Origin of the sequence: Roseococcus sp. SDR (assembly GCF_019083995.1) — a bacterium.
GTDB lineage: Bacteria > Pseudomonadota > Alphaproteobacteria > Acetobacterales > Acetobacteraceae > Roseococcus.
Map to the genome: position 1 here is coordinate 1 of NZ_JAHRCU010000021.1, position 21,536 is coordinate 21,536.

General features: G+C 69.8%; 18 protein-coding genes, 1 tRNA gene and 1 pseudogene. 6 read left to right on the top strand and 14 right to left on the bottom strand.

Annotated elements, in window-relative coordinates; translation table 11 throughout:
• The first annotated feature begins 52 nt into the window (after positions 1-52).
• Positions 53-126, top strand: a tRNA-Met gene (locus KTR66_RS19870).
• A gap of 308 nt (positions 127-434) precedes the next feature.
• Here KTR66_RS19870 and KTR66_RS19875 read toward each other — a convergent pair.
• Positions 435-1,214: pseudogene (locus KTR66_RS19875) on the bottom strand (IS3 family transposase); the annotation flags it as partial.
• Between the two features lie 191 nt (positions 1,215-1,405).
• Here KTR66_RS19875 and KTR66_RS19880 point away from each other — a divergent pair.
• The 3 genes from KTR66_RS19880 to arsJ are packed head-to-tail and all read left to right on the top strand — an operon-like array spanning position 1,406 to position 4,569.
• Positions 1,406-2,263: a helix-turn-helix domain-containing protein gene (locus KTR66_RS19880; protein WP_213615688.1), complete on the top strand. Its 858-nt coding sequence runs from the start codon at positions 1,406-1,408 to the stop codon at positions 2,261-2,263.
• Positions 2,264-2,291: 28 nt separating this feature from the next.
• Positions 2,292-3,335, top strand: coding sequence for an ArsJ-associated glyceraldehyde-3-phosphate dehydrogenase (locus KTR66_RS19885; protein ID WP_213615690.1), 1,044 nt, complete (start codon positions 2,292-2,294; stop codon positions 3,333-3,335).
• Between the two features lies 1 nt (position 3,336).
• Complete coding sequence (arsJ, locus tag KTR66_RS19890; RefSeq protein WP_213615692.1) at positions 3,337-4,569, top strand: organoarsenical effux MFS transporter ArsJ; 1,233 nt, start codon at positions 3,337-3,339, stop codon at positions 4,567-4,569.
• A 164-nt stretch (positions 4,570-4,733) separates the two neighbouring features.
• Here arsJ and KTR66_RS19895 read toward each other — a convergent pair whose 3' ends face one another.
• The 13 genes from KTR66_RS19895 to KTR66_RS19955 all read right to left on the bottom strand — a co-directional run bounded on the left by KTR66_RS19895 (position 4,734) and on the right by KTR66_RS19955 (position 18,117).
• Complete coding sequence (locus KTR66_RS19895; RefSeq protein WP_213615694.1) at positions 4,734-5,639, bottom strand: ABC transporter permease; 906 nt, start codon at positions 5,637-5,639, stop codon at positions 4,734-4,736.
• Positions 5,636-6,415: an ABC transporter permease gene (locus tag KTR66_RS19900; RefSeq protein ID WP_213615696.1), complete on the bottom strand. Its 780-nt coding sequence runs from the start codon at positions 6,413-6,415 to the stop codon at positions 5,636-5,638. Before KTR66_RS19900 ends, KTR66_RS19895 begins: the two co-directional genes overlap by 4 nt.
• Positions 6,412-7,914 (bottom strand): ABC transporter substrate-binding protein, encoded by a 1,503-nt coding sequence (locus KTR66_RS19905; RefSeq protein ID WP_213615698.1) that lies wholly within the window; start codon positions 7,912-7,914, stop codon positions 6,412-6,414. The genes KTR66_RS19900 and KTR66_RS19905 overlap by 4 nt, the downstream gene beginning before the upstream one ends.
• A gap of 26 nt (positions 7,915-7,940) precedes the next feature.
• The gene (locus tag KTR66_RS19910) at positions 7,941-8,741 is read right to left on the bottom strand and encodes a phosphodiesterase (protein ID WP_213615700.1); all 801 of its coding nucleotides are present in this window, start codon (positions 8,739-8,741) and stop codon (positions 7,941-7,943) included.
• Entirely contained in the window at positions 8,741-10,003 is a 1,263-nt protein-coding gene (locus KTR66_RS19915; protein ID WP_213615702.1) for an extracellular solute-binding protein, read from the bottom strand. Before KTR66_RS19915 ends, KTR66_RS19910 begins: the two co-directional genes overlap by 1 nt.
• A 26-nt stretch (positions 10,004-10,029) precedes the next feature.
• Positions 10,030-10,845 (bottom strand): carbohydrate ABC transporter permease, encoded by an 816-nt coding sequence (locus KTR66_RS19920; RefSeq protein WP_249732283.1) that lies wholly within the window; start codon positions 10,843-10,845, stop codon positions 10,030-10,032.
• Positions 10,838-11,740: a carbohydrate ABC transporter permease gene (locus KTR66_RS19925; RefSeq protein WP_249732284.1), complete on the bottom strand. Its 903-nt coding sequence runs from the start codon at positions 11,738-11,740 to the stop codon at positions 10,838-10,840. The genes KTR66_RS19920 and KTR66_RS19925 overlap by 8 nt, the downstream gene beginning before the upstream one ends.
• Positions 11,733-12,821: an ABC transporter ATP-binding protein gene (locus KTR66_RS19930; RefSeq protein WP_213615704.1), complete on the bottom strand. Its 1,089-nt coding sequence runs from the start codon at positions 12,819-12,821 to the stop codon at positions 11,733-11,735. Before KTR66_RS19930 ends, KTR66_RS19925 begins: the two co-directional genes overlap by 8 nt.
• Before the next feature lie 390 nt (positions 12,822-13,211).
• Complete coding sequence (locus KTR66_RS19935) at positions 13,212-14,039, bottom strand: metallophosphoesterase (RefSeq protein WP_213615706.1); 828 nt, start codon at positions 14,037-14,039, stop codon at positions 13,212-13,214.
• A gap of 3 nt (positions 14,040-14,042) precedes the next feature.
• Positions 14,043-15,314 (bottom strand): ABC transporter substrate-binding protein, encoded by a 1,272-nt coding sequence (locus tag KTR66_RS19940; protein ID WP_213615708.1) that lies wholly within the window; start codon positions 15,312-15,314, stop codon positions 14,043-14,045.
• A 5-nt stretch (positions 15,315-15,319) separates the two neighbouring features.
• Positions 15,320-16,135: a carbohydrate ABC transporter permease gene (locus KTR66_RS19945; protein WP_213615710.1), complete on the bottom strand. Its 816-nt coding sequence runs from the start codon at positions 16,133-16,135 to the stop codon at positions 15,320-15,322.
• Positions 16,128-17,015 (bottom strand): carbohydrate ABC transporter permease, encoded by an 888-nt coding sequence (locus tag KTR66_RS19950; protein WP_213615712.1) that lies wholly within the window; start codon positions 17,013-17,015, stop codon positions 16,128-16,130. The genes KTR66_RS19945 and KTR66_RS19950 overlap by 8 nt, the downstream gene beginning before the upstream one ends.
• On the bottom strand, positions 17,008-18,117 hold the full coding sequence (locus KTR66_RS19955) for an ABC transporter ATP-binding protein (protein WP_213615714.1): 1,110 nt from the start codon (positions 18,115-18,117) through the stop codon (positions 17,008-17,010). Before KTR66_RS19955 ends, KTR66_RS19950 begins: the two co-directional genes overlap by 8 nt.
• A gap of 259 nt (positions 18,118-18,376) precedes the next feature.
• On the opposite strand from KTR66_RS19955, the gene pehA reads away from it, so the two are divergent.
• Both pehA and KTR66_RS19965 read left to right on the top strand, forming a co-directional pair.
• A complete protein-coding gene (gene pehA / locus KTR66_RS19960) occupies positions 18,377-19,909 on the top strand; it encodes a phosphoric/sulfuric ester hydrolase PehA (protein ID WP_213615716.1) in 1,533 nt (510 codons plus the stop codon).
• 14 nt (positions 19,910-19,923) lie between these two features.
• A complete protein-coding gene (locus tag KTR66_RS19965) occupies positions 19,924-21,534 on the top strand; it encodes an ABC transporter substrate-binding protein (RefSeq protein ID WP_213615718.1) in 1,611 nt (536 codons plus the stop codon).
• Positions 21,535-21,536: the final 2 nt, after the last annotated feature.

A 21,536-nucleotide genomic window follows, 5' to 3' on the forward strand; every position in this document is an offset into this window, starting at 1 on the left:
GGTCAGCGCCAGGCCACCCAACCGAAAACCTTTTTTTGTGCACACAACTTCACGCGGGGTGGAGCAGCCCGGTAGCTCGTCAGGCTCATAACCTGAAGGTCACAGGTTCAAATCCTGTCCCCGCATCACCCAATACAGAACCACAGAACACATCAAGCCCACCGACAATCGTCGGTGGGCTTTTTGCATTCGCGCCAATACCTTCCACACCAGCAGCAGCCAGCATCGCGCTGAGCTCGCCCAAGAGCTCCAGCCGCGGACGACCGCCAGCCTCCGTGGCCGGATGGACCTTGACCTGCCCCCCTTTGGTCCCGCGTTCATTGTGAGAGCCCGCCGGGGTTGTAGCCGAAATCCTGTGCTGGCTGGAGCGGCCGGGCGGCGGAGCCGTCGAGGTAGCGCAGCCGCCCGGCCGCGTCCGCGTGGCGACGGCGTGCGGCATCCGGGGTCAGCCCGCCATGCGCCGAGTGCGGCCTGTTCAGATTGTAGTCGAGCCGCCAGCGTTCGATGACAGCGCGGGCCTCGGCCAGGTTGGCGAAGACCTCCTCGTTCAGGCACTCGTCCCGCAGCTTCCCGTTGAAGGATTCCAAGAACCCGTTCTGCTGCGGCTTGCCAGGCGCGATGCAGTGCCACGCCACGCCGCTGCGGTTGCACCATTCGAGCACGGCGCGGCAGGTCATTTCCGTGCCGTTGTCGCTGACGATCACTGCGAGGCGGCCACGGCGGACGATCAACGCTTCCAACTCGCGCACCAGGCGTCGCTCGCCGATCGAGGTGTCCACCACCAGCGCCAGGCCCTCGCGGGTGAAATCGTCGACGATGCATAGAATGCGGATCCGTCGCCCCCAGCTCAGCGCGTCGGAGACAAAGTCGAGCGACCAGCGCTGGTTCGGCCCCTGCGGCAAAGCCAGCGGCGCACGGGTGCCGGTCGCCCGCTTGCGGCGACGCCGGCGACGGACCGACAGCCCCTCTTCCCGGTAGAGGCGGTAGAGCTTCTTCTTGTTCATCGCCACGCCTTCCCGCCGCAGCAGAATGCCCAGCCGCCGATAGCCGAACCGCCGGCGCTCGGCCGCCAGTTTGCGCAGACGAGCACGCACTTCGCCATCGCCCGCCACCGGCTCCCGCCGCACCGTCTTGGGATCTACCTCGAGCAGCCCGCAGGCACGCCGCTGCGAATATCCACGCTCCGCCATCAGGCGCAGCGCCGCAGCCCGGCGCACCCTGGCCAGTTCCTCATCCCACGCGGCTTCCCCGCCATGACTGGAGTTGAAGTTGTTCTCGCGACAGCAGGTTGATGTCGTTCTGTCTGCTATTCACGCTTTATCCCCCGCCGCATCGTACCGCACGGGCTGCACGCTCGTCACATAAGCTTCACGCACAACGGCTTTGATTCGATTATCCTGGAATTATGGATAGTGATGAGGCCGCCGCAAGTTTCACCGCCCTCGGGCAGGGCACCCGGCTCGAACTGATGCGTGGCCTGCTGGCGGCCGGCCCGTCCGGGCTGCCGGCGGGCGAGATTGCGGTGCGCCTCGGCGTGCCGGCCTCCACCCTGTCCTTCCACCTCAAGGCACTGGAGACGGCCGGCCTGGTCGCCGCGACGCGACAGGGCCGCAGCCTGATCTACGCCCCACAGCTGGCCCGGCTTCGTACGCTGCTGGCCTTCCTGGCCGAGGCCTGCTGCGGCGGCGAACCCCACCGCTGCGGCGACCTCGCGCGACTGCTGAATGCCATCACCCGCGAGAACAAGGACATGGAACACCCTGCCTTCAACGTGCTGTTCCTCTGCACCCACAACTCCGCCCGCTCAATCATGGCCGAGGCGATCCTCGACCGGATCGGCCGCCCCCGCTTTGAGGGCTGGTCCGCAGGTTCCCATCCGCACGCCGATGGGCCGCTTCCGGAGGTGCTGACCCTGCTCAAGGCCCTGGGTCATGACGTTTCGGAGCTCCGCTCGAAATCCTGGAACGAGCTGACCGGACCGGGCGCGCCAAAGATGGATTTCGTCATCACCCTTTGCGATACGGTTCAGGGGCAGGTCTGCCCGGACTTCGGCGCGACGACCATTACCGCCGCCTGGCCCCTGCCGGATCCCTCGAAATTCACCGGCGGCACGGCCGAGCGCGCGACGCTGCTCAACGAGGTGTATGCCGGGCTCCGCCGCCGGCTGGAGGCCTTCATCAGCCTTCCCGTCGCCTCGCTCGACCGCATGGCCTTGAAGGCCCGCGTGGATGAGCTTGCCGATCCGCATGCGATGGTCCGGTGAGCTTTTCGATCAGGCCGGGAGCAGCAGAATGAGGGTCGGAATTTCCGGCATGGGCCGTATTGGGCGTCTTGCCTTGCGCGCGGCGCTCGGGGCGGCGGAGCGCCAAGTGGAGGACCCGCGCGCGGGCAACCGCCTCGATGTGGTGCATATGAACGAGATCAAGGGCGGCGCGACCGCCATCGCGCATCTGCTGGAATTCGACAGCGTGCAGGGCCGCTGGCGGGCGCCCATCGCGGCCGAGGGAAATGTGGCCATCCGCATCGGCGACCGCCGGATGAGCTATTCCGAGCATGCGCGCCCGGGCGATATCCCCTGGGGCGATCTCGGCGTGGATGTCGTGCTCGAATGCACGGGCAAGTTCCTTTCGCCCGAGACGCTGCAGGGCCACCTCGACCGCGGCGCGAAGCGGGTGATTGTCGCCGCCCCGGTGAAGTTCGACAGCGTGCTGAACGTGGTTGTCGGCGTGAACGAGCATCTCTACGACCCGGCGCGGCACCCGATCGTCACCGCCGCCTCCTGCACCACGAACTGCCTCGCGCCCGTGGTGAAGGTGGTGCATGAGGCGATCGGCATCCGGCACGGACAGATCACCACCATCCATGACCCGACCAACACCAATGTGGTGACCGACGCCCCGCACAAGGACCTGCGGCGGGCGCGGTCTGCGATGCTCTCGCTCCAGCCGACCACGACGGGGAGCGCGACCGCCATCGCCCTGATCTACCCGGAACTGAAGGGCAAGCTGAACGGCCATGCGGTGCGCGCGCCGGTGCTGAACGCCTCCCTGACCGACTGCGTCTTCGAGATGCAGCGCGAGACCACCGCAGAGGAGGTGAACGCCCTGTTCGCCGACGCTGCGGCTGGGCCGCTGGCCGGCATCCTGGGCTACGAGACGCGCCCGCTGGTCAGCGCGGACTACGCGCGCGACACCCGCAGCTCCATCGTGGACGCGCCTTCCACCATGGTCACCGACGGCACGCTGCTGAAGGTCTACGCCTGGTACGACAACGAGATGGGCTATGCCTGCCGCATGGTGGACCTCGCCTGCCACATGCAAGGCGTGGGCATCTGAGATGAACAGCGCCGGCACCCGCAACTACGCCATCGTCACCGCCGCCTATTGGGGGTTCACCCTCACCGATGGGGCGCTGCGGATGCTGGTGCTGCTGCATTTCTTCCGGCTCGGCTACTCGCCCTTCACGCTGGCGCTGCTGTTCCTTCTGTATGAGGCGGCGGGGATCGGCGCGAACCTGATCGGCGGATGGCTCGCCACTCGCTTTGGCATCGCTCGCATGCTGGCGGTGGGCCTGGCCACCCAAATCTCAGGGTTCCTGCTCCTCTCGGCGGTCTCGCCCGACTGGGGCGCGGCGCTTTCGGTCCTGTGGGTCGTGCTGGCGCAGGGTGTGTGCGGCGTCGCCAAGGACCTGACCAAGACCGCCAGCAAGAGCGCGATCAAGCTGACGGCCGGCGAGGCGTCCGGCCGCCTGTTCAAATGGGTGGCGTTCTTCACCGGCAGCAAGAACGCGATGAAGGGCCTGGGCTTCTTCCTGGGTGGATTTCTGCTGGAGGTGCTGGGCTTCCGCGGCGCGCTCTGGGCCATGGCGGCGGCCCTCGCGCTCGTGCTGGCTGGCGTGCTTCTTTCCCTGCCGCCGCTGATGGGCAAGGCGCGCGCATCCAAATCCGCGCGGGAGCTCTTCGCCAAGAATCGCGGGGTGAACATCCTGGCCGGCGCGCGCGTCTTCCTCTTCGGCGCGCGGGATGTGTGGTTCGTGGTGGGCCTGCCCGTGTTCCTCTACGCCGCAGGCTGGAGCTTCACGATGGTGGGCGGGTTCCTGGCGCTCTGGACCATCGGCTATGGCGTGGTGCAGGCCCTGGCGCCCGCACTGGTCCGCCGCAGCGCCGATGGGCTGAGCGCCGAGGTGCCGGCCGCGCGCGCTTGGTCATTCGCGCTGACGTTGGTTCCCGCGGGACTGGCGCTGGCGATGCTGGCCGGTGCGCCGCGGCCGGACCTCTACGTCCCGCTTGGCCTTTGCGTCTTCGGGCTGCTCTTCGCGGTGAATTCCTCCGTTCATTCCTACCTCGTCCTCGCCTATGCGGGCAGCGAGAAGGCGGCCGAGGATGTGGGCTTCTACTACGCCGCCAACGCCGCCGGCCGCTTCGCCGGGACCGCGCTGTCGGGCCTGCTTTTCCTGCTGGGCGGGCTTCCCGCGTGCCTCATCGGCGCCGCCCTCATGCTGGCGGCATGCTGGGCGCTGACCCGGGCGCTTCCCGTGGCTCGCGGCGCCGTGCTGGCGCGCACCGCTTGAGCAAGTGGGACGCCGCAGCCGAGCTTACGTCGAGGCGGCGAGCAGAGACACGGCTGATGAGGCAGGCGCCTCTTGCTTCGCCCATCGTCCGCCGTGTCTTCGGCGCCGCATCACCTGCTCGCTTGCAAGAGGGCACGAAAGTTGCACCTGGCGACTGGGTCCTCTCACTCCCTGCCACCGAGCCTTGGGTCGAGGACCGATTGCATGACCGCGCTCAACGCGTTGACCAGCACAATCGCCAACGCGGCCGCCACAAGCCCGGCCAGCACCACGGGCTGATCCCGCCCCTGGATGCCGTTCAGCACCAGCGCGCCCATGCCCGGCAGGCCGAACAACAACTCCATCGTCAGCGTGCCGCCCAGCAGGCCTGCCAGCATCACGCCGGTCAGCGAGACCGCGACCGGCGCGGCCAGCGGCAGCACATGCCAGCGCGCCAACCCGAGCGGCGTCAGGCCACGGGCGCGGGCGGCCATCACATGCGGCCGTGCAACCACCTCGGCCACTTCCTCTGACAGCGGCTTGGCGATCTGGCCGGCATTGTCGATCCCGAGGATCAGCACCGGCGCCAGCAGCCCGCCGATCGCCGGCAGCCAGCCCAGCCAGACCGAGAAGAGCAGCAGCGCGGCCACGCCGATGCAGAAGGTGGGCAGCGCGATGGACCAGAGGTTGATCGCCTCCACAGCCAGCTGCGCGCCGCGCGAGCCGGCTGCCTGCGCCAGGCAGAGCCCGAAGGCGAGCAGGATGCCGAGGGCGCCCGACAGCGCGCACAGCTGCAAGGTCACGCCGGCCGCCTCCCACAGCATGGGCCCGACCGGCTGGCCGAAGCGTTGGGAGGTGCCGAGATCCCCCGCCAGCGCAGCCGCCCCCCAGGCCAGGAAGCGCCGCCAGGCAGGCTGGTCCAGCCCTAGCTCGGCCCGCATCGCCGCCTGTTGGCTCTCGTCCAGGTCACCGGCGGAGGCCAGCACATCCACCGCATCGCCCGGAATCGCGCCGAAGAGCAGAAAGAGGCCGAAGGTGATGGCGAGTCCATGCGCGAGGCTGGTGGCAAGTATGGCCAGGGATCGCTTCATGCCCGGCGCGGGTCCACCTGCCGGCGCACGGCATTGCCGAGTGCCGCCGCTGCCGCCGTGGCGAGCGCGATGGCGGTGACGGGCACCAGCAGCGCATGCGGCGCTGCCTCGGCCAGGCGCGCTGCATCGGCCGCCATGCGGCCCCAGGTCGGCGCATCGGGCGCCGCACCCAGGCCGAGGAAGGAGAGCACGCTCTCCGTCACCACGCAGCGCGGCAGCGTGATGGCGGCCAGCGTCACCAGCGGCCCCGCAACATTGGGCAGGATGTGGCGCAGCAGCACGCGCCAGGGTCCGGCGCCGCTGACCACGGCGGCGAGGACGTAGTCGGCCGCCTCTTCACGCCGCCGCGCGGTGCGCGCCACATGGGCGAAGAGTGGCGCGTAGGAGAGGGCAAGCGCCAGCACGAGCGGTGCCAGCCCCGGCCCCATCGCCGCCAGCGCCACCAGGCCCAGCAGCAGCGGCGGCAGGCCGCGCAGCGTGTCGACCACGGCGAAGCCCAGCCACTCCGCGCCGCGCCCCAACCCGCTCAGGATCAGCCCGGCCAGGCCGCCCAGCAGCAGGGCCAGCGCGGTGCCGAGCGCCGCGACAGCCAGCGTGGTGCCGGCACCCGCCAGCAGGCGTGAGAGCACGTCGCGCCCCAGGTGATCCGTGCCCAGCCAATGCACCGCGCCGGGGGGCTGGTTCAGCGCCAGCAGGTCCTGGTCCAGCGGGTCGAAGGGCGCGAGCCAAGGCCCCAGGAGCGCGAGGCCCGGGAGGACCAGCGCGAGGAACCTCATCCCAGGGAGGTCACGGCGATGCCGCCATCGGCGCGGTGCGGGCTCCAGGTGAAGCCGGTCGTGAAGCCCTGCACCTCGCGCCGCCAGGCGATCTGGTTCGCCGCATGGCCCAGCACCAGGAAATAGTGCCGCTCCGCCACGCGCGCCCAGGCGCGGGCGTATCTTTCGCGGCGTGGTTCCAGCGCGGGCTCGGCCGCCGCGGCGCGGATCATGGCGTCCAGCTCCGCATCCTGGATGCCGCCCCAGAGCACGGGATTGGGGCCGTCCGACATCAGCCGCACCCAGCGCAGGAAGATATCGGCCCGCGGGCCCGAGGCCATGCAGCAGAGGTCCCAGTCATATTGACCGAGCCGGCGTTGCGCGCCGACATCGTCCAGCGGCGTGTGGGTCACCTGGAAGCCGAGCCGGCGGACCATCTGCACCGCGGCCTGCGCATAGGGTTCCTGCCAGGAGACCAGCTCGATCCGCGTGCGCGCCGGGTCCACGCCCGCCTCGCGCAGCAGCGCGCGGGCGCGTTCGAGGTCTGGCGCGCGGTAAGGGTCGGCCTCGTGCAGCGCGCGGTCGAAATAGAGGTTGCCGGGTGCGACCATCTGGTTGGTCGCCACGCCCGCTTCACCGGCGACGAAACGCATGAAGCCGGGCTTGTCCAGCGCATGGCCGAGTGCGCGGCGCACCAGCGGATTGTCGAAGGGCGGGCGCGGGCGGCGATTGTTGAAGGCGACGAAATACCAGGTGGTGTCGCGCAGCCCCTGCACGGTGAAGCGCGGATCACCGCGCAACTGGCCCGCCACGTCATGCGGCACATCGGCCAGGTGCAGGTCACCAGCGCGCAGCGCCAGGCCCTTGTCCACATCGCCGCGCAGGTCGAAATGCACGGCTTCGAGGCGCGGCTGCCCCTGCGCCCAGTAGCGCGGATTGGCGGGCGCGATCAGCCGCACATTGGGCTGCCACTGGCCGAAGAGAAACGGTCCTGTCCCTGCCGGCCGCGTGATGTTCCCCTCCCAACCCGGTGAGCGGGGCGAGACGATCCAGAGCTCGGAGAGCGAGGTGAGCAGCGGCGCGTAGGGGGCACTCAGATGAAGCACCACCGTCGCGGCATCGGGCGTCTCGATCCGGGTGATGAGGCGCATCGCCCCGGCCAGCCAGCCGCCGCGCACCCGGTCCCGCACGCGTTCGATATTGGCCTGGATGGCGGCCGCATCCATCGGCGTGCCGTCATGGAAGAGCACGCCCGGGCGCAGGTGGAAGGTCGCGCTCAACCCGTCCTCGGTGACGGCGAAGCGCTCGGCCAGGAAGGGCTCCACGCCGCCATCGGGGCCGATCGAGGTCAGCGCCTCGACATAGGCCTGCTGCACCGCGATGGAGCCGGTGTGGCGATGCGGGTCCGCGGTGTCGAGGCCGAGTGTCGCATAGCGAAGTGTGCTGCGGCGCGGCGCCTCGCCGGCCAGGGCGGGCGTCGCGGCGGCGGCCAGGAAGGGCAGGCTGCGGCGGAGAATCATGCGTGCGTCTCCAGAGGGGCGGGCGCTCAGAGGTCGAAATGGTTGGTCTGGTCGAGGTAGTCGTGGCTGTGCACGATCACGGCGTCCTCGCTCACCCGCACCAGCGCATAGGCGGCGGGCTCGTGGCTGCCCGGCACCGTCTCTCGCTCCGAGAGGTCGAGTGCGACCTGATGCGCGGTGCCGCGGATCGAGCTGAAGGGAATGCCCCGCCAGGACCCCGCCAGAGGCCGGTGCAGATGGCCGTGGAACATGTGGCGGATGCGCCGCTGGTGTGGCGCCAGCACGTCGGCCAGCGCCGCCGCATCGGCCATCTGGATGCGGTCCATGCGGCTGATGCCGACGGACATGGGCGGGTGATGCAGGAAGAGGAAGACCGGCCCCTCGCTTTCCGCAAGGCGTGCGTTGAGCCAGGCCAGCCGCTTGTCGCAGAGCGCGCCGGCATGCGTGCCTTCCGTCTTGGTGTCGAGCAGGAGGAAGAGCCCGGAGTCGGTCTCGATCGCCTGCTGCACAAAGCCGTTCTGATCCACCCCCTGCTCGGGGAAGGCGTCGCGGAAATGGTCGCGCTCGTCGTGATTGCCGAGCATGAGGTGGAAGGGCATGGGCAGTCCCTCCAGGATCTCGCGGAGCTGCGCATAGGCGGCCGGCTGGCCGTGATGCGTGAGGTCCCCCGTCGCGACGACGAATTGCGCAGGCGCTGCGCTGCCAGGACCATGGCGCGCGGCGATGCTCTCCACCGCCATGCGCAGCCGCTCCGCCGGGTCGAGGCCGTAATTGGTCTCGCCCGGGGGCAGGATGTGCAGGTCGGTGATGTGGATGAAGTCGAACATCAGCGGCGCGGCAGCAGGGCTTGGACATCGGCCGCCATGCGGGTCAGTGCCGCCTGCGGCTCGGCGCGCCGGGCCACCACGCTCTGCAGGTGGTCATTGATGGTGTCGGTGATGCGCAGCGCGTTCTGGCCGGGGAAGGCGTACCAGCCGGTGATCACATCCTGCTGCCGGAAGGTGACGAGGTGGTTCGGGTTCTCGCGGTAGAAGCGGCCCAGCATTTCCTCGCGCTGCGCGGGGATGGTGCTGGCGGGCATGTAGCCGGTGGCATTGACCATCATGGTCGCACCCACGGGACCGGTGGCGAATTTGATGAACTCCCAGGCGGCGGCCTGCTTCGCCGCATCGCGCGTGAACATCATCGCCACATTGCCGCCGGCCGGCAGGCGCGCATTGGGCGCGGAGAGCGGATAGCGGCCGCAGACCAGCGGGAAGCGGCCACCGATCTCGCGATTGTAGCGGCCGAGCTGCGCGGTGGACTGCATCGAGATGCCCAGGCGCCCGGCGAAGAAATCGGCGATGGCGGCGTTGGGGCGCATGTCGGGCATGCGGCCCTCATCCACCAGCATGCGCAGCGCGGCGATGGCGCGCTGGCCGGGCTCCTGGCCCATCGCGACCTGGCGCTCATCGGCCGTGAGCATGGTGCCGCCATGGCTGAAGACCAGCGCCTGCCAGGCCCAGTTCCCGGTGATGGTCCAGTCGTAGAACATCCCGTTCAGGTTCTCGGCCGTGCCGTGGATGGCGCGCGCCAGTGCCGCGACCTCGGCCCAGCTGCTCGGCAGGTTTTCCGGGTTGCCGCCGGCGCGGCGCAGATGCTCGACATTGTAGTAGAGGATGGGCGTGGAGAGGGCGAAGCCGATGCCCGTCTGCGACGAGCCCACCTGGCCGAGCGAGAGCAGGCTTTCGGAATAGCCCTGCTCGGCGATGCGCGGATCGGCCGCCATGAAGGGCTTGAGGTCCACCGGGATCTCGCGCTCCAGCAGGGTGCGCTGGCGGTTCAGGCCGTGGAAGGCGACGTCCGGCAGCTGGCGCGTCACGGCATCGCGCAGATTGCGCTGGAGGATCGCCTCGTAGTCCGGCTCGGGCGCGCGGATGGTGATGCGGATGCTCGGGTTGGCGCGCATGAACGCGCTGGCCACGTCTTCCATCAACCCGCGGAACAGCTCGGGGATGGAATACTGCATCGAGATTTCGGTGGGCGCGGTCTGCGCCAGGGCGGGCGTGGCCAAGGCGAGGGGCGAGGCGAGCAGGGTGCGGCGATGCATGGCGGGGCTCCTTGGGTGGATCAGGGTCATTTCACGCCCGTCATCGTCACGCCCGAGATGAAGGCGCGCTGGGCGAGGAGGAAGGCGAGGGCGAGCGGCGCGGTCACCACCGTGGCGGCGGCCATCAGCGGCCCGAAGGAGGTGCCGGCCTCGGCATTGGAGAAGAAGGCGATGCCGAGCGGCGGCGTCATGAGGTGTTCTTCCTGCACCGCGATCAGCGGCCAGAAGAACTCGTTCCAGTTCCAGATGAAGGAGAGGCAGGCGAAGGCCGCGATGGCGGGTGCCGCCGTCGGCAGCATGATCCGCCAGACGATGGCCCATTCGGAGAGGCCATCCATGCGCGCCGCCGCGATCAGGTCATCCGGCACGGTGCGGAAGAATTGCCGCATCAGGAAAATGCCGAAGACCGAGATGGTCGAGGGCAGGATGATGGCGGCATAGGTGTTGAGTAGGCCGAGCTGCCAGAGGCCGATATAGAGCGGGATGGCCGGCACCTGCGGCGGGATCAGCAGCGCCAGCACCACCAGCGCGAAGGCCGTCTCCCGCCCGCGCCAGCGCAGCTTGGCCAGCGCATAGGCCATGGGCAGCGCCGTCAGCGCCTGGGCCGCGAAGATGCAGAGCGTGACGAAGAACCCGTTCAGCAGGAAGCGCGCCAGCGGCACCTTGGTGAAGGCGGCGGTGTAGTTCTCCACCGCATGCCATTGCGTGGGCAGCAGGGCGAATTGCGGCGCGAAGACCTCGCCCGGCGGCTTGAGCGAGATGGAGAGCATGATGACGAAGGGCGCCAGCATCACGGCGGCCCCCAGCATCAGCACGAGATGGGTGAACGCGCGCCTAGCCATAATGCGCCCGCCGGTCGAGGAGCACGGTCTGCGCGAGGGTGATGGCCAGGGTGAGCAGCAGGAACACCATGGTGATTGCCGCGCCATAGGCCGAGCGCAGGAAGGTGAAGCCCTGCTGCACCATGGTGAAGAGCAGCACCTCGGTGGACTTGGACGGCCCGCCCTCGGTCAGCACCTGCACCGTGTCGAAGACCTGGAAGCTGCGGATGGCGGTGATGGCGACCACGAAGACAAGTGCCGGCCCCAGCATCGGCCAGGTGACGCGGCGGAAGCGCTCCCAGGCGCCATCCGCGCCGTCCATCGCCAGCGCTTCGTAGAGATCGGGCGGGATGGCCTTCAGCCCGGCCATGAAGAGCACCATGGCGAGGCCCAGATTCTGCCAGACGCCGATGGCGGCGAGCGCGAAGAGCGCGGTGTCCGGGTTCTGCAGCCAATCCGCGGTGGGCAGGCCGAGCGCGCGGAAGACCTGGTTCACGAAGCCCACGCTCGGGTGGAACATGAACTCCCAGACCAGCGCCATGGCGAGCAGCGTGCTGGCGACGGGCAGGAAATAGGCGGCGCGGTAGAAGCCCTTGAGCGGCCCCACGCTCTCGATCGCGATGGCGGCCAGCAGGCCCAGCAGCACCGTGGCGGGCACCGAGACGCCCACATAGATCACGGTGTTGCGCAGGCTGATCCAGAAGACCCGGTCGCCCCACATCTCCGCGTAGTTCTCGAGGCCGGCGAAGCGGATCTGCGGCTCGCCGAAATTCCAGTCGGTGAGGGAGAGCAGGCCGACGGCGACCGCCGGGCCCAGCAGCATCAGCCACATCAGGATGAAGGCCGGCAGCGCCAGCAGGGTGCCGGCCAGCGCCTCGGCGCGCCGCGGGCCGAGCGTGCCTTTCGCCTCAGCCAAGGGCAATCTCCCGCAGCGCGGCCTGGAGCGGCAGGCGCTGGCCGTCCGCGCCGAACAGGACCGCCTTGCGCACGGCAAGCCGCAGCGCCTGGCCCGCCACCATGCCCCGCGCCATGTCGGGTGCGAGGCGCAGCACGGCGCCGCCCTCGAGATGGCAGAGCGTCTCCGCGCCCAGATGCTCGATGAGCGTGACGGTGGCGGGGATGCCCTGGCTGGCCGGCACCCAGCCCTCGGGCCGCACGCCCAGCGTCACCAGGCCGCGCGCCGGGCTGAGCCAGGGCAGCCGGACATCGCCCACCATCACCGCGCCATCCTCGCCGACATGTGCGGGCAGCGCGTTCATGGGCGGCGAGCCGATGAAGCGCGCGACATCGAGACTGGTCGGCTCGTCATAGAGCTCCTGCGGCGGTGCCAGTTGCAGCACCCGCCCGGCCTGCATCACGGCCACGCGGTCGGCCATGGCCATCGCCTCGCCCTGATCATGCGTGACGTAGAGCGTGGTCACCCCCAGGCGGCGCGTCAGCGCCACGATCTCGGCCCGCGCCTCGGCGCGCAGGCGCGCATCCAGGTTGGAGAGGGGTTCGTCCATCAGGAAGGCGGCGGGGCTGCGCACCATCGCCCTGGCAAGCGCCACGCGCTGCCGCTGCCCGCCCGAGAGCTGCGCCGGCTTGCGGGCCAGCAACGGCGCGAGGCCGAGCGGCGCCGCGACGGCCGCCACATCGGCTGCGATGGCACGGCGCTGCGGCCCGGACCAGAGCCGCCCGAGCCAGGGCAGGCGCTGCAGCGCCGAGAGCCGTCGCATCTCGAGCGGCAGGGCGATATTCTGGCCGACCGTCATGTAGGGGTAGAGCGCGTAGCTCTGGAACACCATGGCGAGGTCGCGCGCCTTGGGCGGCAGCGCGTCCACGCGGCGATCGCCGATCCATACTTCGCCGGCATCCGCGGTCTCCAGCCCGGCGAGGATGCGCAGCAGGGTGGATTTGCCGCAGCCCGATGCGCCCAGGATCGCCAGGAACTCGCCCTCGACGACCTCGAGCGTGACGCCGCGCAGCACGGGCGTGGGGCCGAAGCTTTTCTGCATGCCTCGCAACGCAACGCCTGGCACAGGATCCTCCCGCTCACCCAAAACCAGGGCGTGGGTAGGGGGCGGCCGTGTCACGGTTGCTGCGGATGGAAGAAGCTTTGGCGACAGGCGGCGAGGTGTCGCAGCGCCGCAACCACCTATCCGGGATTCATCCGCGCTCGACCTGTCCCCGTGGAGAGGCGGGCGATGATGCCGGTCTTCACCCCGATGGAGGGTGAGTATCCGACCAACACTGGCGCGCGCCACCGCAAGCGCCACACCCATCCACCGCCGCACCGGACCGCATCTCCGCCAGGGAGAGCGAGGAGGCGGAGCGCATGATCGTGCCGCCGCGGGGGTGCCCTCCCGGCGGGAGGCCCTGATGGGCGGGTCCGCGCCGCGCTTCCGTCAGTCCTGCCGCACGGGCGCCAGCGGGCCGTAGACCTCCGGCATATCGCCCAGATCGTGGCAGATGGCGCCCGGCACGTCGCGCAACTCGCAATCATGCGTGCCGTCGGCGTGGAAGTGATGCATCACCCAGCCGACCCGCTTCTCGCCCAGCGCATGCTGCCAGGGGTCGCCCACGATGAAGCCGGTGGAGGGGGCCCAGATCTGCCGGATGCCGTCCGCCACGCGGTCGCGCCACATGTGCAGATGGCCCGAGAGCACGAGAGCGGGCCGCGCATCGCCGAACAGCGCCAGCAGGCGGGCGCGGGGTGCGGGCAGGACCGGCCAATAGTTCACCGCCGCATCCGCGAGGGATTGCTCGGTGAGCGGCTTGTGCTGGACCAGCGCGATGGCGCGGCCCGCCGCGCCGGCGATGGCCTCGGCCAGCACTTCCCATTGCGCCGCATCGGTCAGGAGCGATTGCGTGTCGAGGCCGATCAGGCGCCAGCCGGGCAGGTCATGCACCCAGAGCCGGGGCCCGGCCAGCGCCCGCCATCGCGCGGCCCGCGCCGTGTTCCAGGGCTGGCGCCCGCCCAGCAGCGCCTCGTCGCCCACATCATGATTGCCCGGCACCGCGCGCCATTCGAGACCGATGGCCGCATGCCGCGCCCAGGCGGAAGCGAGGTCGGCCTCGCTGTCGGCGCCGTCCAGCGAGAGATCGCCGGTGGCGAGCAGCAGGTCCGGCCGCGCATCACGGATCTGCTGCGCGGCGAGATCGAAATTCGGCCCGAAGGGATCGCGCGACGCCCCCAGATGGGCGTCGCTGATCTGGGCGATGCGGATGGTCATGCTTCAGCCACGCGGCCGGGGCAGCAGGCGCCGCACTTCGCTCGCCATATCGGCCAGCACCTGCTCGGGTGTGGCGCGCTGCTCCACGATGCGGGCCTGCTGGTCCACCATGGTCTGCGTCACGCGCACCGAATTGGCGCCGGGGAAGGCGTACCAGGGGATCATGATGTTCGCCTGGCGCGTCGCCGCCTGGAAGAGCGGGTTCTGGCGGTAGAACTCGGCCAGCCAGCCCGGATCGTCGATGGCGAGCTGGTTGGTCGGCACATAGCCGGTGTTCTGGACCATCAGCGTGGTGCCCTCGGCGCTGGTGGAGAAGCGCAGGAACTTCCAGGCGGCCTCGCGCTTCGCGGCATCGCGGGCGATCAGCATGCCGGCGGCGCCGCCGGTGGGCAGGCGGCCGCGCACCGGGTCGATCACGGGCATGACGGTGGTGCGAAGCTCGAAGTTGCGGCCCACCTGCTGCATGGTTCCGCGCAGGGCGGCGGTGGTCCAGAAGAACATGCCGAGGCGGCCGGCCGCGAAGGCCTGCTGCGCGGCATCGCGCGCCAGGTTGGGCATGCCGCCTTCCTTCACCATGCGGTCGAGCAGGCGCAGCGCGCCCAAGCCTTCGGGGCCGGCGAAGGCGATGTCGCGCTCATCCTCGGAGAGCATGCGGCCGCCAAAGCCGAAGAGCAGGGCGGAGAACATCCAGTCATCCCCCGGCCAGGCGTAGAACATCCCCTCCGTGCCGCCGCCGAGTGCGCGGATGCGCTGGCTGAGCGCGAAGATGCCGGGCCAATCGGTCGGCATGGCGTCCGGATTGCCGCCGGCGCGGCGCACCAGATCGGCGTTGAAGAACATGATGGGGTTGGAGGCGGCATAGGCGAGGCCGGATTGGAAGCCCCCGAAATGCGCGAGGGAGAGGATGTTGGGCGAATAGCCCATCGCCGCGGGATCGCCCTCGGCGCGGAGCAGCGGCATCAGGTCCTGCGCGATGCCGCGCTCGGCGAAGAGGCGCAGGCGGTTGAAGCCCTGGTAGCTCAGATCCACCGTCAGGCTGGTCGCCGCCTGGCGGAGGATGAGCTGCATGCCCTCCTCGTAGTTCGGCGTCGTCACCCAGTTGATGCGGATGTTGGGCTCGCGCCGCGCGAAGGCAGCGGCGATGGCGTCATAGCTCTCCTTGAAGATCACCGGCTGGGCGTAATGCACGGTGATCTCGACATTCTGCTGCGCGCGCGCGACGGCGGGTGCCAGGAGCGCTGCCGAGGCGGCAAGGGCACGGCGTTTGATCTGCATCGGGGTTATCCTTTCAGGCCGGTGGTGGAGATGCCCTCGACGAAGCGCCGCTGCGCCAGGAGGAAGGCGAGAACGAGGGGGGCGGTCATGATCGTGCAGGCGGCCATCAGCGCGCCGAAGTCATCGCCGGCCTCCTCCGTTCGGAAGTAGAGGACGCCCAGCGCCGGCGTGGCGCGGGCATGGCCGGTGGTGGCGATGAGCGGCCAAAAGAGGTCGTTCCAATGCGCGACGACGGAGAAGATCGCGAAGGCCGTCGCCGCCGGCCAGGCATTGGGGAGTGCCACGCGCCAGACGATCGCGGCCTCGCCCATGCCGTCCAGGCGGGCCGCGTGGATCAGGTCCTGCGGGAGCGAGCGGAAGAACTGGCGGAACAGGAAGATGGCGAAGACGCTGATGGTGGAGGGCACGATCAGCGCGGCATAGGTGTTGAGCCAGCCGCTGCCTGAAAGCGCCACATAGAGCGGCAGGGCGGGCACATGGGCCGGCACCAGCAGGCCCAGCATCACCGCGCCGAAGACCCATTCCCGCCCCACGAAGCGCAGCTTGGCGAGCGCATAGCCGGCCGGGATGGCGAAAAGCAGCTGGAAGAACAGGATGCCGCCGCACATGACGAGCCCGTTCCAGAGATAGAGCGCGACCGGCACCTCGCGCAGCACGCGGCCGTAATTGGTGATGGCGGCCCAGCCCTCGGGCAGCAGCGCCATGGGGGCACGGAACAGCTCATCCGTCGCCTTCAGGCTGGCCGAGACCATCCAGATATAGGGCGCCATGAAAAGCAGCCCGAGGGCGGCCAGCAGGAGGAGGCGCAGGCCGCTAGCCATAATGCACCCGCCGGTCCAGCACACGCGTCTGCAGCAGCATGAGGGCGAGGACGATGGCCAGGAAGACCAGCGTGATCGCCGCCGAATAGCCGAGGCGCAGGAAGGTGAAGCCCTCGGTGTACATGGTGTAGAGCAGCACCTCCGAGGCCTTGTTCGGCCCGCCGCGCGTCAGCACCGCCACCGTGTCGAAGACGCGCACGCTGCGCACCAGGCTGATGGTGACGACGAAGAGCGTGGTGGGGCCCAGCAGCGGCCAGGTGACGAGGCGGAAGCGGTCCCAGCCGCGTTGCGCGCCATCCACCAGCGCCGCCTCGCGCAGCTCGCGCGGGATGGCGGTCAGCCCCGCCATGAACAGCACCATGTTGAAGCCCACCCCCTCCCAGACGCCGATGGCGGCGAGCGAGAGCAGCACCGTGTCGGAGGAGGAGAGCCAGGCCGGGCCGGTGATGCCGAGCAGGCGCAGCGCGGCATTCACCGGGCCGATGGTGGGGTGCAGCAGGTATTGCCAGGCGGCGGCCATGGCGACCGTCAGGCTCACCACCGGCAGGAAGAAGACGGCGCGGAAGAAGGTGCGGCCACGCGCAGCCCCCTCGATCAGCAGCGCGAGGCCGAGGCCGCCCAGGACCGAGACGGGTGCGACGATCCCGACATAGACCAGCGTGTTCACGAAAGAGGTGCGGAAGCCGCGGTCCATCCAGAGTTCACGGAAATTGTCGAGACCGATCCAGGCGGGCGGCCATTGGCCGAGCTCGTAGTCGGAGAAGGCGAGCGCGATGGCGGCCAGCGTCGGCGCCAGCAGCAGGAGGAGGAAGGCGAGGGCGGCCGGCGCGGTCAGCAGCCAGCCGGCCAGCGCCTCGCCGCGGCTGCCGCCCTCACGCATGCAGCGCCTCCGCGGCAGGCAGGCGCATTCCATCGGCGCCGAAGAGCAGCGCATCCCGCGGATCGAAGCGCAGATGCATCTGCGGCGCCTCTGCAAGGCCGGGCGGCACGCGCAGGATCACGGGCTGGGCGCCGATCCGGGCATGGAGGAGCTGCGCCTCGCCCAGATATTCGCGGGCCGTGACCGTGGCGGGCCAGCCCTCAGGCGCGGCCTCCAGCGCCTCGGGCCGGATGCCGAGCGTGAGCGGCCCGCGCTGGCGCGTCATCAGGCCTGTCGCGCGGCCTTCGAGGCGCACCGCGCCATCCTCGCCGGCCTCGGCTTCCAGCAGGTTGATGGCGGGGTCGCCGAGGAAGCGCGCCACGCGGAGATCGGCTGGCTGCTCATAGACCTCGCGCGGGGTGCCGCATTGCAGGATGCGCCCGGCGAGCATGACCGCCACGCGATCCGCCATGGTCAGCGCTTCGGCCTGGTCATGTGTGACGTAGAGGGTGGCGGCCCCCGTGCGGCGATGGATCTCCACGATCTCGCGCCGCGTCGTGCTGCGCAGCGCGGCGTCGAGATTGGAGAGGGGTTCGTCCAGAAGGAAGACGCTCGGGTCGCGCACCACGGCACGTGCGAGCGCCACGCGCTGCCGCTGGCCGCCCGAGAGCTGCGCGGGCTTGCGGGCGAGCAGCGGGGTCAGGCCCAGCGGCTCAGCCACGCGCGCCACATCTTCCATCATGGTGCGCCGGACGGCACGCGTGCCGGGCAGCAGCGCGCCCAGGAGCGGGGCGCGCTGCCAGGCCGAGAGGCGGCGCATGGCGAGCGGCACGGCGATGTTCTGCGCGGCCGTGAGATGCGGGTAGAGGGCATAGTTCTGGAACACCATCGCGACGTTGCGCGTGGCGGCATGCGCCCGCGTCACATCGGCGCCGCCTATGCGCACCGTGCCGCGATCCGCCGTCTCGATCCCGGCCACGATCCGCATCAGCGTGGATTTGCCGCAGCCCGAGGGACCCAGGAGGGCCACGAACTCGCCCGGCCGGACCGCCAGATCCACCTCGTGCAGCACCTGGGTCTGGCCGAAGGCCTTGCCGATTCCGTGCAGTTCCAGTCCGTTCACAGGCCCCACCTTTCGCTCCGGCGGGGTAAAGGCCGTTCATGCCAAGCCGATGACGCGTCGGTGACGTTTGGGAGACGCCGGCGGCGGCGCCTCGTCAATCTGGTGGGTCATGCCGACAACCCGGGAATAGGTCGGTGCTTCGCGGAAACGTCATGCGCCGCCTGCGACCTCAGCGCCAAGTGTCATCGAGTGGACGCCGGATTGCAGCATGAGTGTCGCGCGGCTGGGTTAACGCACGGCCGGATTTCGGGAGCATCGCATGCCGCGCAAGAACGTCCTCCTCATCGTGGTGGATCAGTGGCGCGCCGACTTCGTGCCCGCCCTCGGCGCGGGCTTCCTGCACACGCCCAATCTGGACCGCCTCTGCCGCGAGGGCGTGACCTTCCGCAACCACTTCACCACCACTGTCCCCTGCGGCCCGGCGCGGGCCAGCCTGCTGACGGGCCTCTATCTGATGAACCACCGCGCCGTGCAGAACACCGTGCCGCTCGACGCGCGGCATGCGAATCTCGGCAAGGCGCTGCGGCTGATCGGCTATGACCCGGCGCTAATCGGCTACACCACCACCACGCCCGATCCCCGCACCACCGGCCCGCGCGACCCGCGCTTCACCACGCTGGGCGACCTGATGGAGGGCTTCCGCAGCGTCGGCGCCTTCGAGCCGGCGATGGACGGCTACTTCGGCTGGCTGGCGCATCAGGGCTACACCCTGCCCGAGCGGCGCGAGGATGTCTGGCTGCCCGAGGGGATGGATGCCGAGCCGGGCGTCACCGACCGCCCCTCGCGCCTGCCGCGCGAGCTTTCCGACAGCGCCTTCTTCACCGAGCGCGCGCTGACCTACCTGAAGGGCAAGGGCCGCAATCCTTGGTTCCTGCATCTGGGTTATTACCGCCCGCACCCGCCCTTCATCGCGCCCGCGCCCTATCACGCCATGTACCGCCCAGAGGACATGCCGCGCCCGCATCGCCGCGCGACCTGGCAGGAGGAGGCGGCGCAGCACCCGCTGCTGGCGCATTATCTGAATGCCATCTCCCAGGGCTCCTTCTTCCGCGGCGCCAGCGGCCCCGCGCATCTGCTCGACGAAGCCGCCATCGCGCAGATGCGCGCCACCTATTGCGGCTTGATCAGCGAGATCGACCACTGCCTGGGCCAGGTCTTCGCCCATCTGGACGAGACCGGGCAGTGGGAAGACACGATGGTGATCTTCACCTCGGACCATGGCGAACAGCTCGGCGACCACTGGCTGCTCGGCAAGATCGGCTATCACGATGAGAGCTTCCGCATTCCCCTCGTGATCAAGGAGGCGGGCGCCAATCCGCGCGCCGGCGGGATCGAGGACGCCTTCACCGAGAGTGTGGACATCATGCCCACCATCCTCGCCTCGCTCGGCGGCGCCATCCCGCGCGCGGCGGATGGGCATGATCTGCGGCCGCTGATCGAGCGTGGGCCACCGGCCGATTGGCGGCGCTTCGCCTGCTTCGAATATGATTTCCGCGACATCTTCTACTCGCAGCCCGAGACCGCGCTGGGCCTGCCGATGGATGACTGCGCGCTGATGGCGCTGCAGGACGGCAGCCGGAAATACGTGCATTTCTCCGGCCTGCCGCCGCTCTTCTTCGACCTGGAGCGCGATCCGTACGGCTTCGAGAACCTGGCGGCCGACCCTTCCCGCGCTGCCGAGATCCGCGACTGGGCGCAGGCCGCCCTCTCGCACCGGATGCGCCACGCCGAGCGCACACTGACCCATTTCCGCGCCTCCCCTGGCGGTCTCCAGGACCGCACCGCCCCCTGAAGGAGATCCTGCCCATGCTGCCCCGCCGCACCCTCCTCGCCGCGCCAACGTTGCTGGCCGCGCCCGCGCTTGCCCAGGGCGATCAGCGGCCGGCGATCACCATCGCGGTGCAGAAAATCAGCAACTCCAACACGCTCGAGGTGCTGCGCGAGCAATCCAATGTGGGTGAGCGCATCTTCCGCTCCTCGCTCTGGGAATCACTGATCGGGCGGAACTGGCAGGGCCAGCTGGAGACGCAGCCGGCGCTCGCGACCCAATGGCGCCGCATCGACGACCGCACCGTCGAGTTCGACCTGCGCGATGGCGTCCGCTTCCATGACGGGCGCGAGATGACGGCCGAGGACGTGGTCTTCACCTTCGGCCCGGAGCGCATGTTCGGCACCGGCGAAGGTAGCGGCGCCGCCCTCTTCCAGCGCGCGCCTGGCACGGCGCCGCAGGGCCGGGAACTGCCGCCCGAAGTGCCCGCCGTGGCCCGGCGCATGTTGCCCGCGCTGGAGCGCGTGGAGGCGGTCGGCCGCCACAAGGTGCGCTTCGTCAACCGCACGCCGGATGTGACGCTGGAGGGCCGCCTTTCGCGCCTTGGGGCCGACATCATGTCGCGCGCCGGCTTCGAGGCGGCGGGCAGCTGGCTGGACTGGGCGCGCAAGCCCATCGCCACCGGGCCGTACATGGTGGCGGAGTTCCGGCCCGATGTTTCGCTCACCCTGGTGGCGCATGACGCCTATTGGGGCGGCCGGCCACCGCTCCGGCAGATCCGCTTCGTCGAGGTGCCGGAGGTGGCGAGCCGGATCAACATGCTGCTCTCGGGCGAGGCGCAATTCGCCTGCGACATCCCGCCCGACCAGATCGGCGCCGTCGAGCGCAACCGCGCCTTCGAGGTGCAGGGCGGCACCATCCTGAATCACCGGCTCATGTGCTTCGACAAGAGCCACCCGGTGCTGCGCGATGCGCGCGTGCGCCGCGCCATGACGCATTCGATCGACCGCCAGGCCATCGTGGACAGCCTCTGGTCTGGCCGCACCGTGGTGCCGCGCGGCCTGCAATGGGACTATTACGGCGAGATGTTCCTCTCCGACTGGTCGGTGCCGCGCTTCGACCTGGCGGAGGCGCGCCGCCTGCTGCGCGAGGCGAATTACCGCGGCGAGCCGATCCCCTACCGCCTGCTGAACAACTACTACACCAACCAGGTCGCCACCGCGCAGATTCTGGTGGAGATGTGGCGTCAGGCCGGGCTGAACGTCGTCATCGAGATGCGCGAGAACTTCAGCCAGGTCTTCGACCGCTCGACCGGCCAGCGTGGCGTGCGCGACTGGTCCAACAGCGCGCCCTTCAACGATCCCGTCTCCTCCCTCGTCAATCAGCACGGCCCGCGCGGGCAGCAGCAGCAGATCGGCGAATGGACGAACGAGGAGTTCAACCGCCTCTCCGACCTGCTGGAGACCGACACGGACCGCGCGCGGCGCCGCGCCACTTTCCGCCGCATGTTGGAGATCGCCGAGCGCGAGGACCCGGCCTTCACCGTGCTGCACCAGAACGCCACCTTCACGGCCAAGCGGCGCGACATCCGCTGGCGCGCGGCGCCGGCCTTCGCGATGGATTTCCGCGCGCAGAACTGGGGGGCCTGAGC

Coding starts and splice junctions, on each gene's coding strand:
- KTR66_RS19950 (WP_213615712.1), bottom strand. CDS start 17,015: ATGCGTGAGGGCGGCAGCCGCGGCGAGGCGCTGGCCGGCTGGCTGCTG.
- KTR66_RS19910 (WP_213615700.1), bottom strand. CDS start 8,741: ATGTTCGACTTCATCCACATCACCGACCTGCACATCCTGCCCCCGGGC.
- KTR66_RS19880 (WP_213615688.1), top strand. CDS start 1,406: ATGGATAGTGATGAGGCCGCCGCAAGTTTCACCGCCCTCGGGCAGGGC.
- KTR66_RS19920 (WP_249732283.1), bottom strand. CDS start 10,845: ATGGCTAGGCGCGCGTTCACCCATCTCGTGCTGATGCTGGGGGCCGCC.
- KTR66_RS19945 (WP_213615710.1), bottom strand. CDS start 16,135: ATGGCTAGCGGCCTGCGCCTCCTCCTGCTGGCCGCCCTCGGGCTGCTT.
- KTR66_RS19940 (WP_213615708.1), bottom strand. CDS start 15,314: ATGCAGATCAAACGCCGTGCCCTTGCCGCCTCGGCAGCGCTCCTGGCA.
- arsJ (WP_213615692.1), top strand. CDS start 3,337: ATGAACAGCGCCGGCACCCGCAACTACGCCATCGTCACCGCCGCCTAT.
- KTR66_RS19965 (WP_213615718.1), top strand. CDS start 19,924: ATGCTGCCCCGCCGCACCCTCCTCGCCGCGCCAACGTTGCTGGCCGCG.
- KTR66_RS19930 (WP_213615704.1), bottom strand. CDS start 12,821: ATGCAGAAAAGCTTCGGCCCCACGCCCGTGCTGCGCGGCGTCACGCTC.
- KTR66_RS19885 (WP_213615690.1), top strand. CDS start 2,292: ATGAGGGTCGGAATTTCCGGCATGGGCCGTATTGGGCGTCTTGCCTTG.
- KTR66_RS19905 (WP_213615698.1), bottom strand. CDS start 7,914: ATGATTCTCCGCCGCAGCCTGCCCTTCCTGGCCGCCGCCGCGACGCCC.
- KTR66_RS19895 (WP_213615694.1), bottom strand. CDS start 5,639: ATGAAGCGATCCCTGGCCATACTTGCCACCAGCCTCGCGCATGGACTC.
- pehA (WP_213615716.1), top strand. CDS start 18,377: ATGCCGCGCAAGAACGTCCTCCTCATCGTGGTGGATCAGTGGCGCGCC.
- KTR66_RS19900 (WP_213615696.1), bottom strand. CDS start 6,415: ATGAGGTTCCTCGCGCTGGTCCTCCCGGGCCTCGCGCTCCTGGGGCCT.
- KTR66_RS19915 (WP_213615702.1), bottom strand. CDS start 10,003: ATGCATCGCCGCACCCTGCTCGCCTCGCCCCTCGCCTTGGCCACGCCC.
- KTR66_RS19935 (WP_213615706.1), bottom strand. CDS start 14,039: ATGACCATCCGCATCGCCCAGATCAGCGACGCCCATCTGGGGGCGTCG.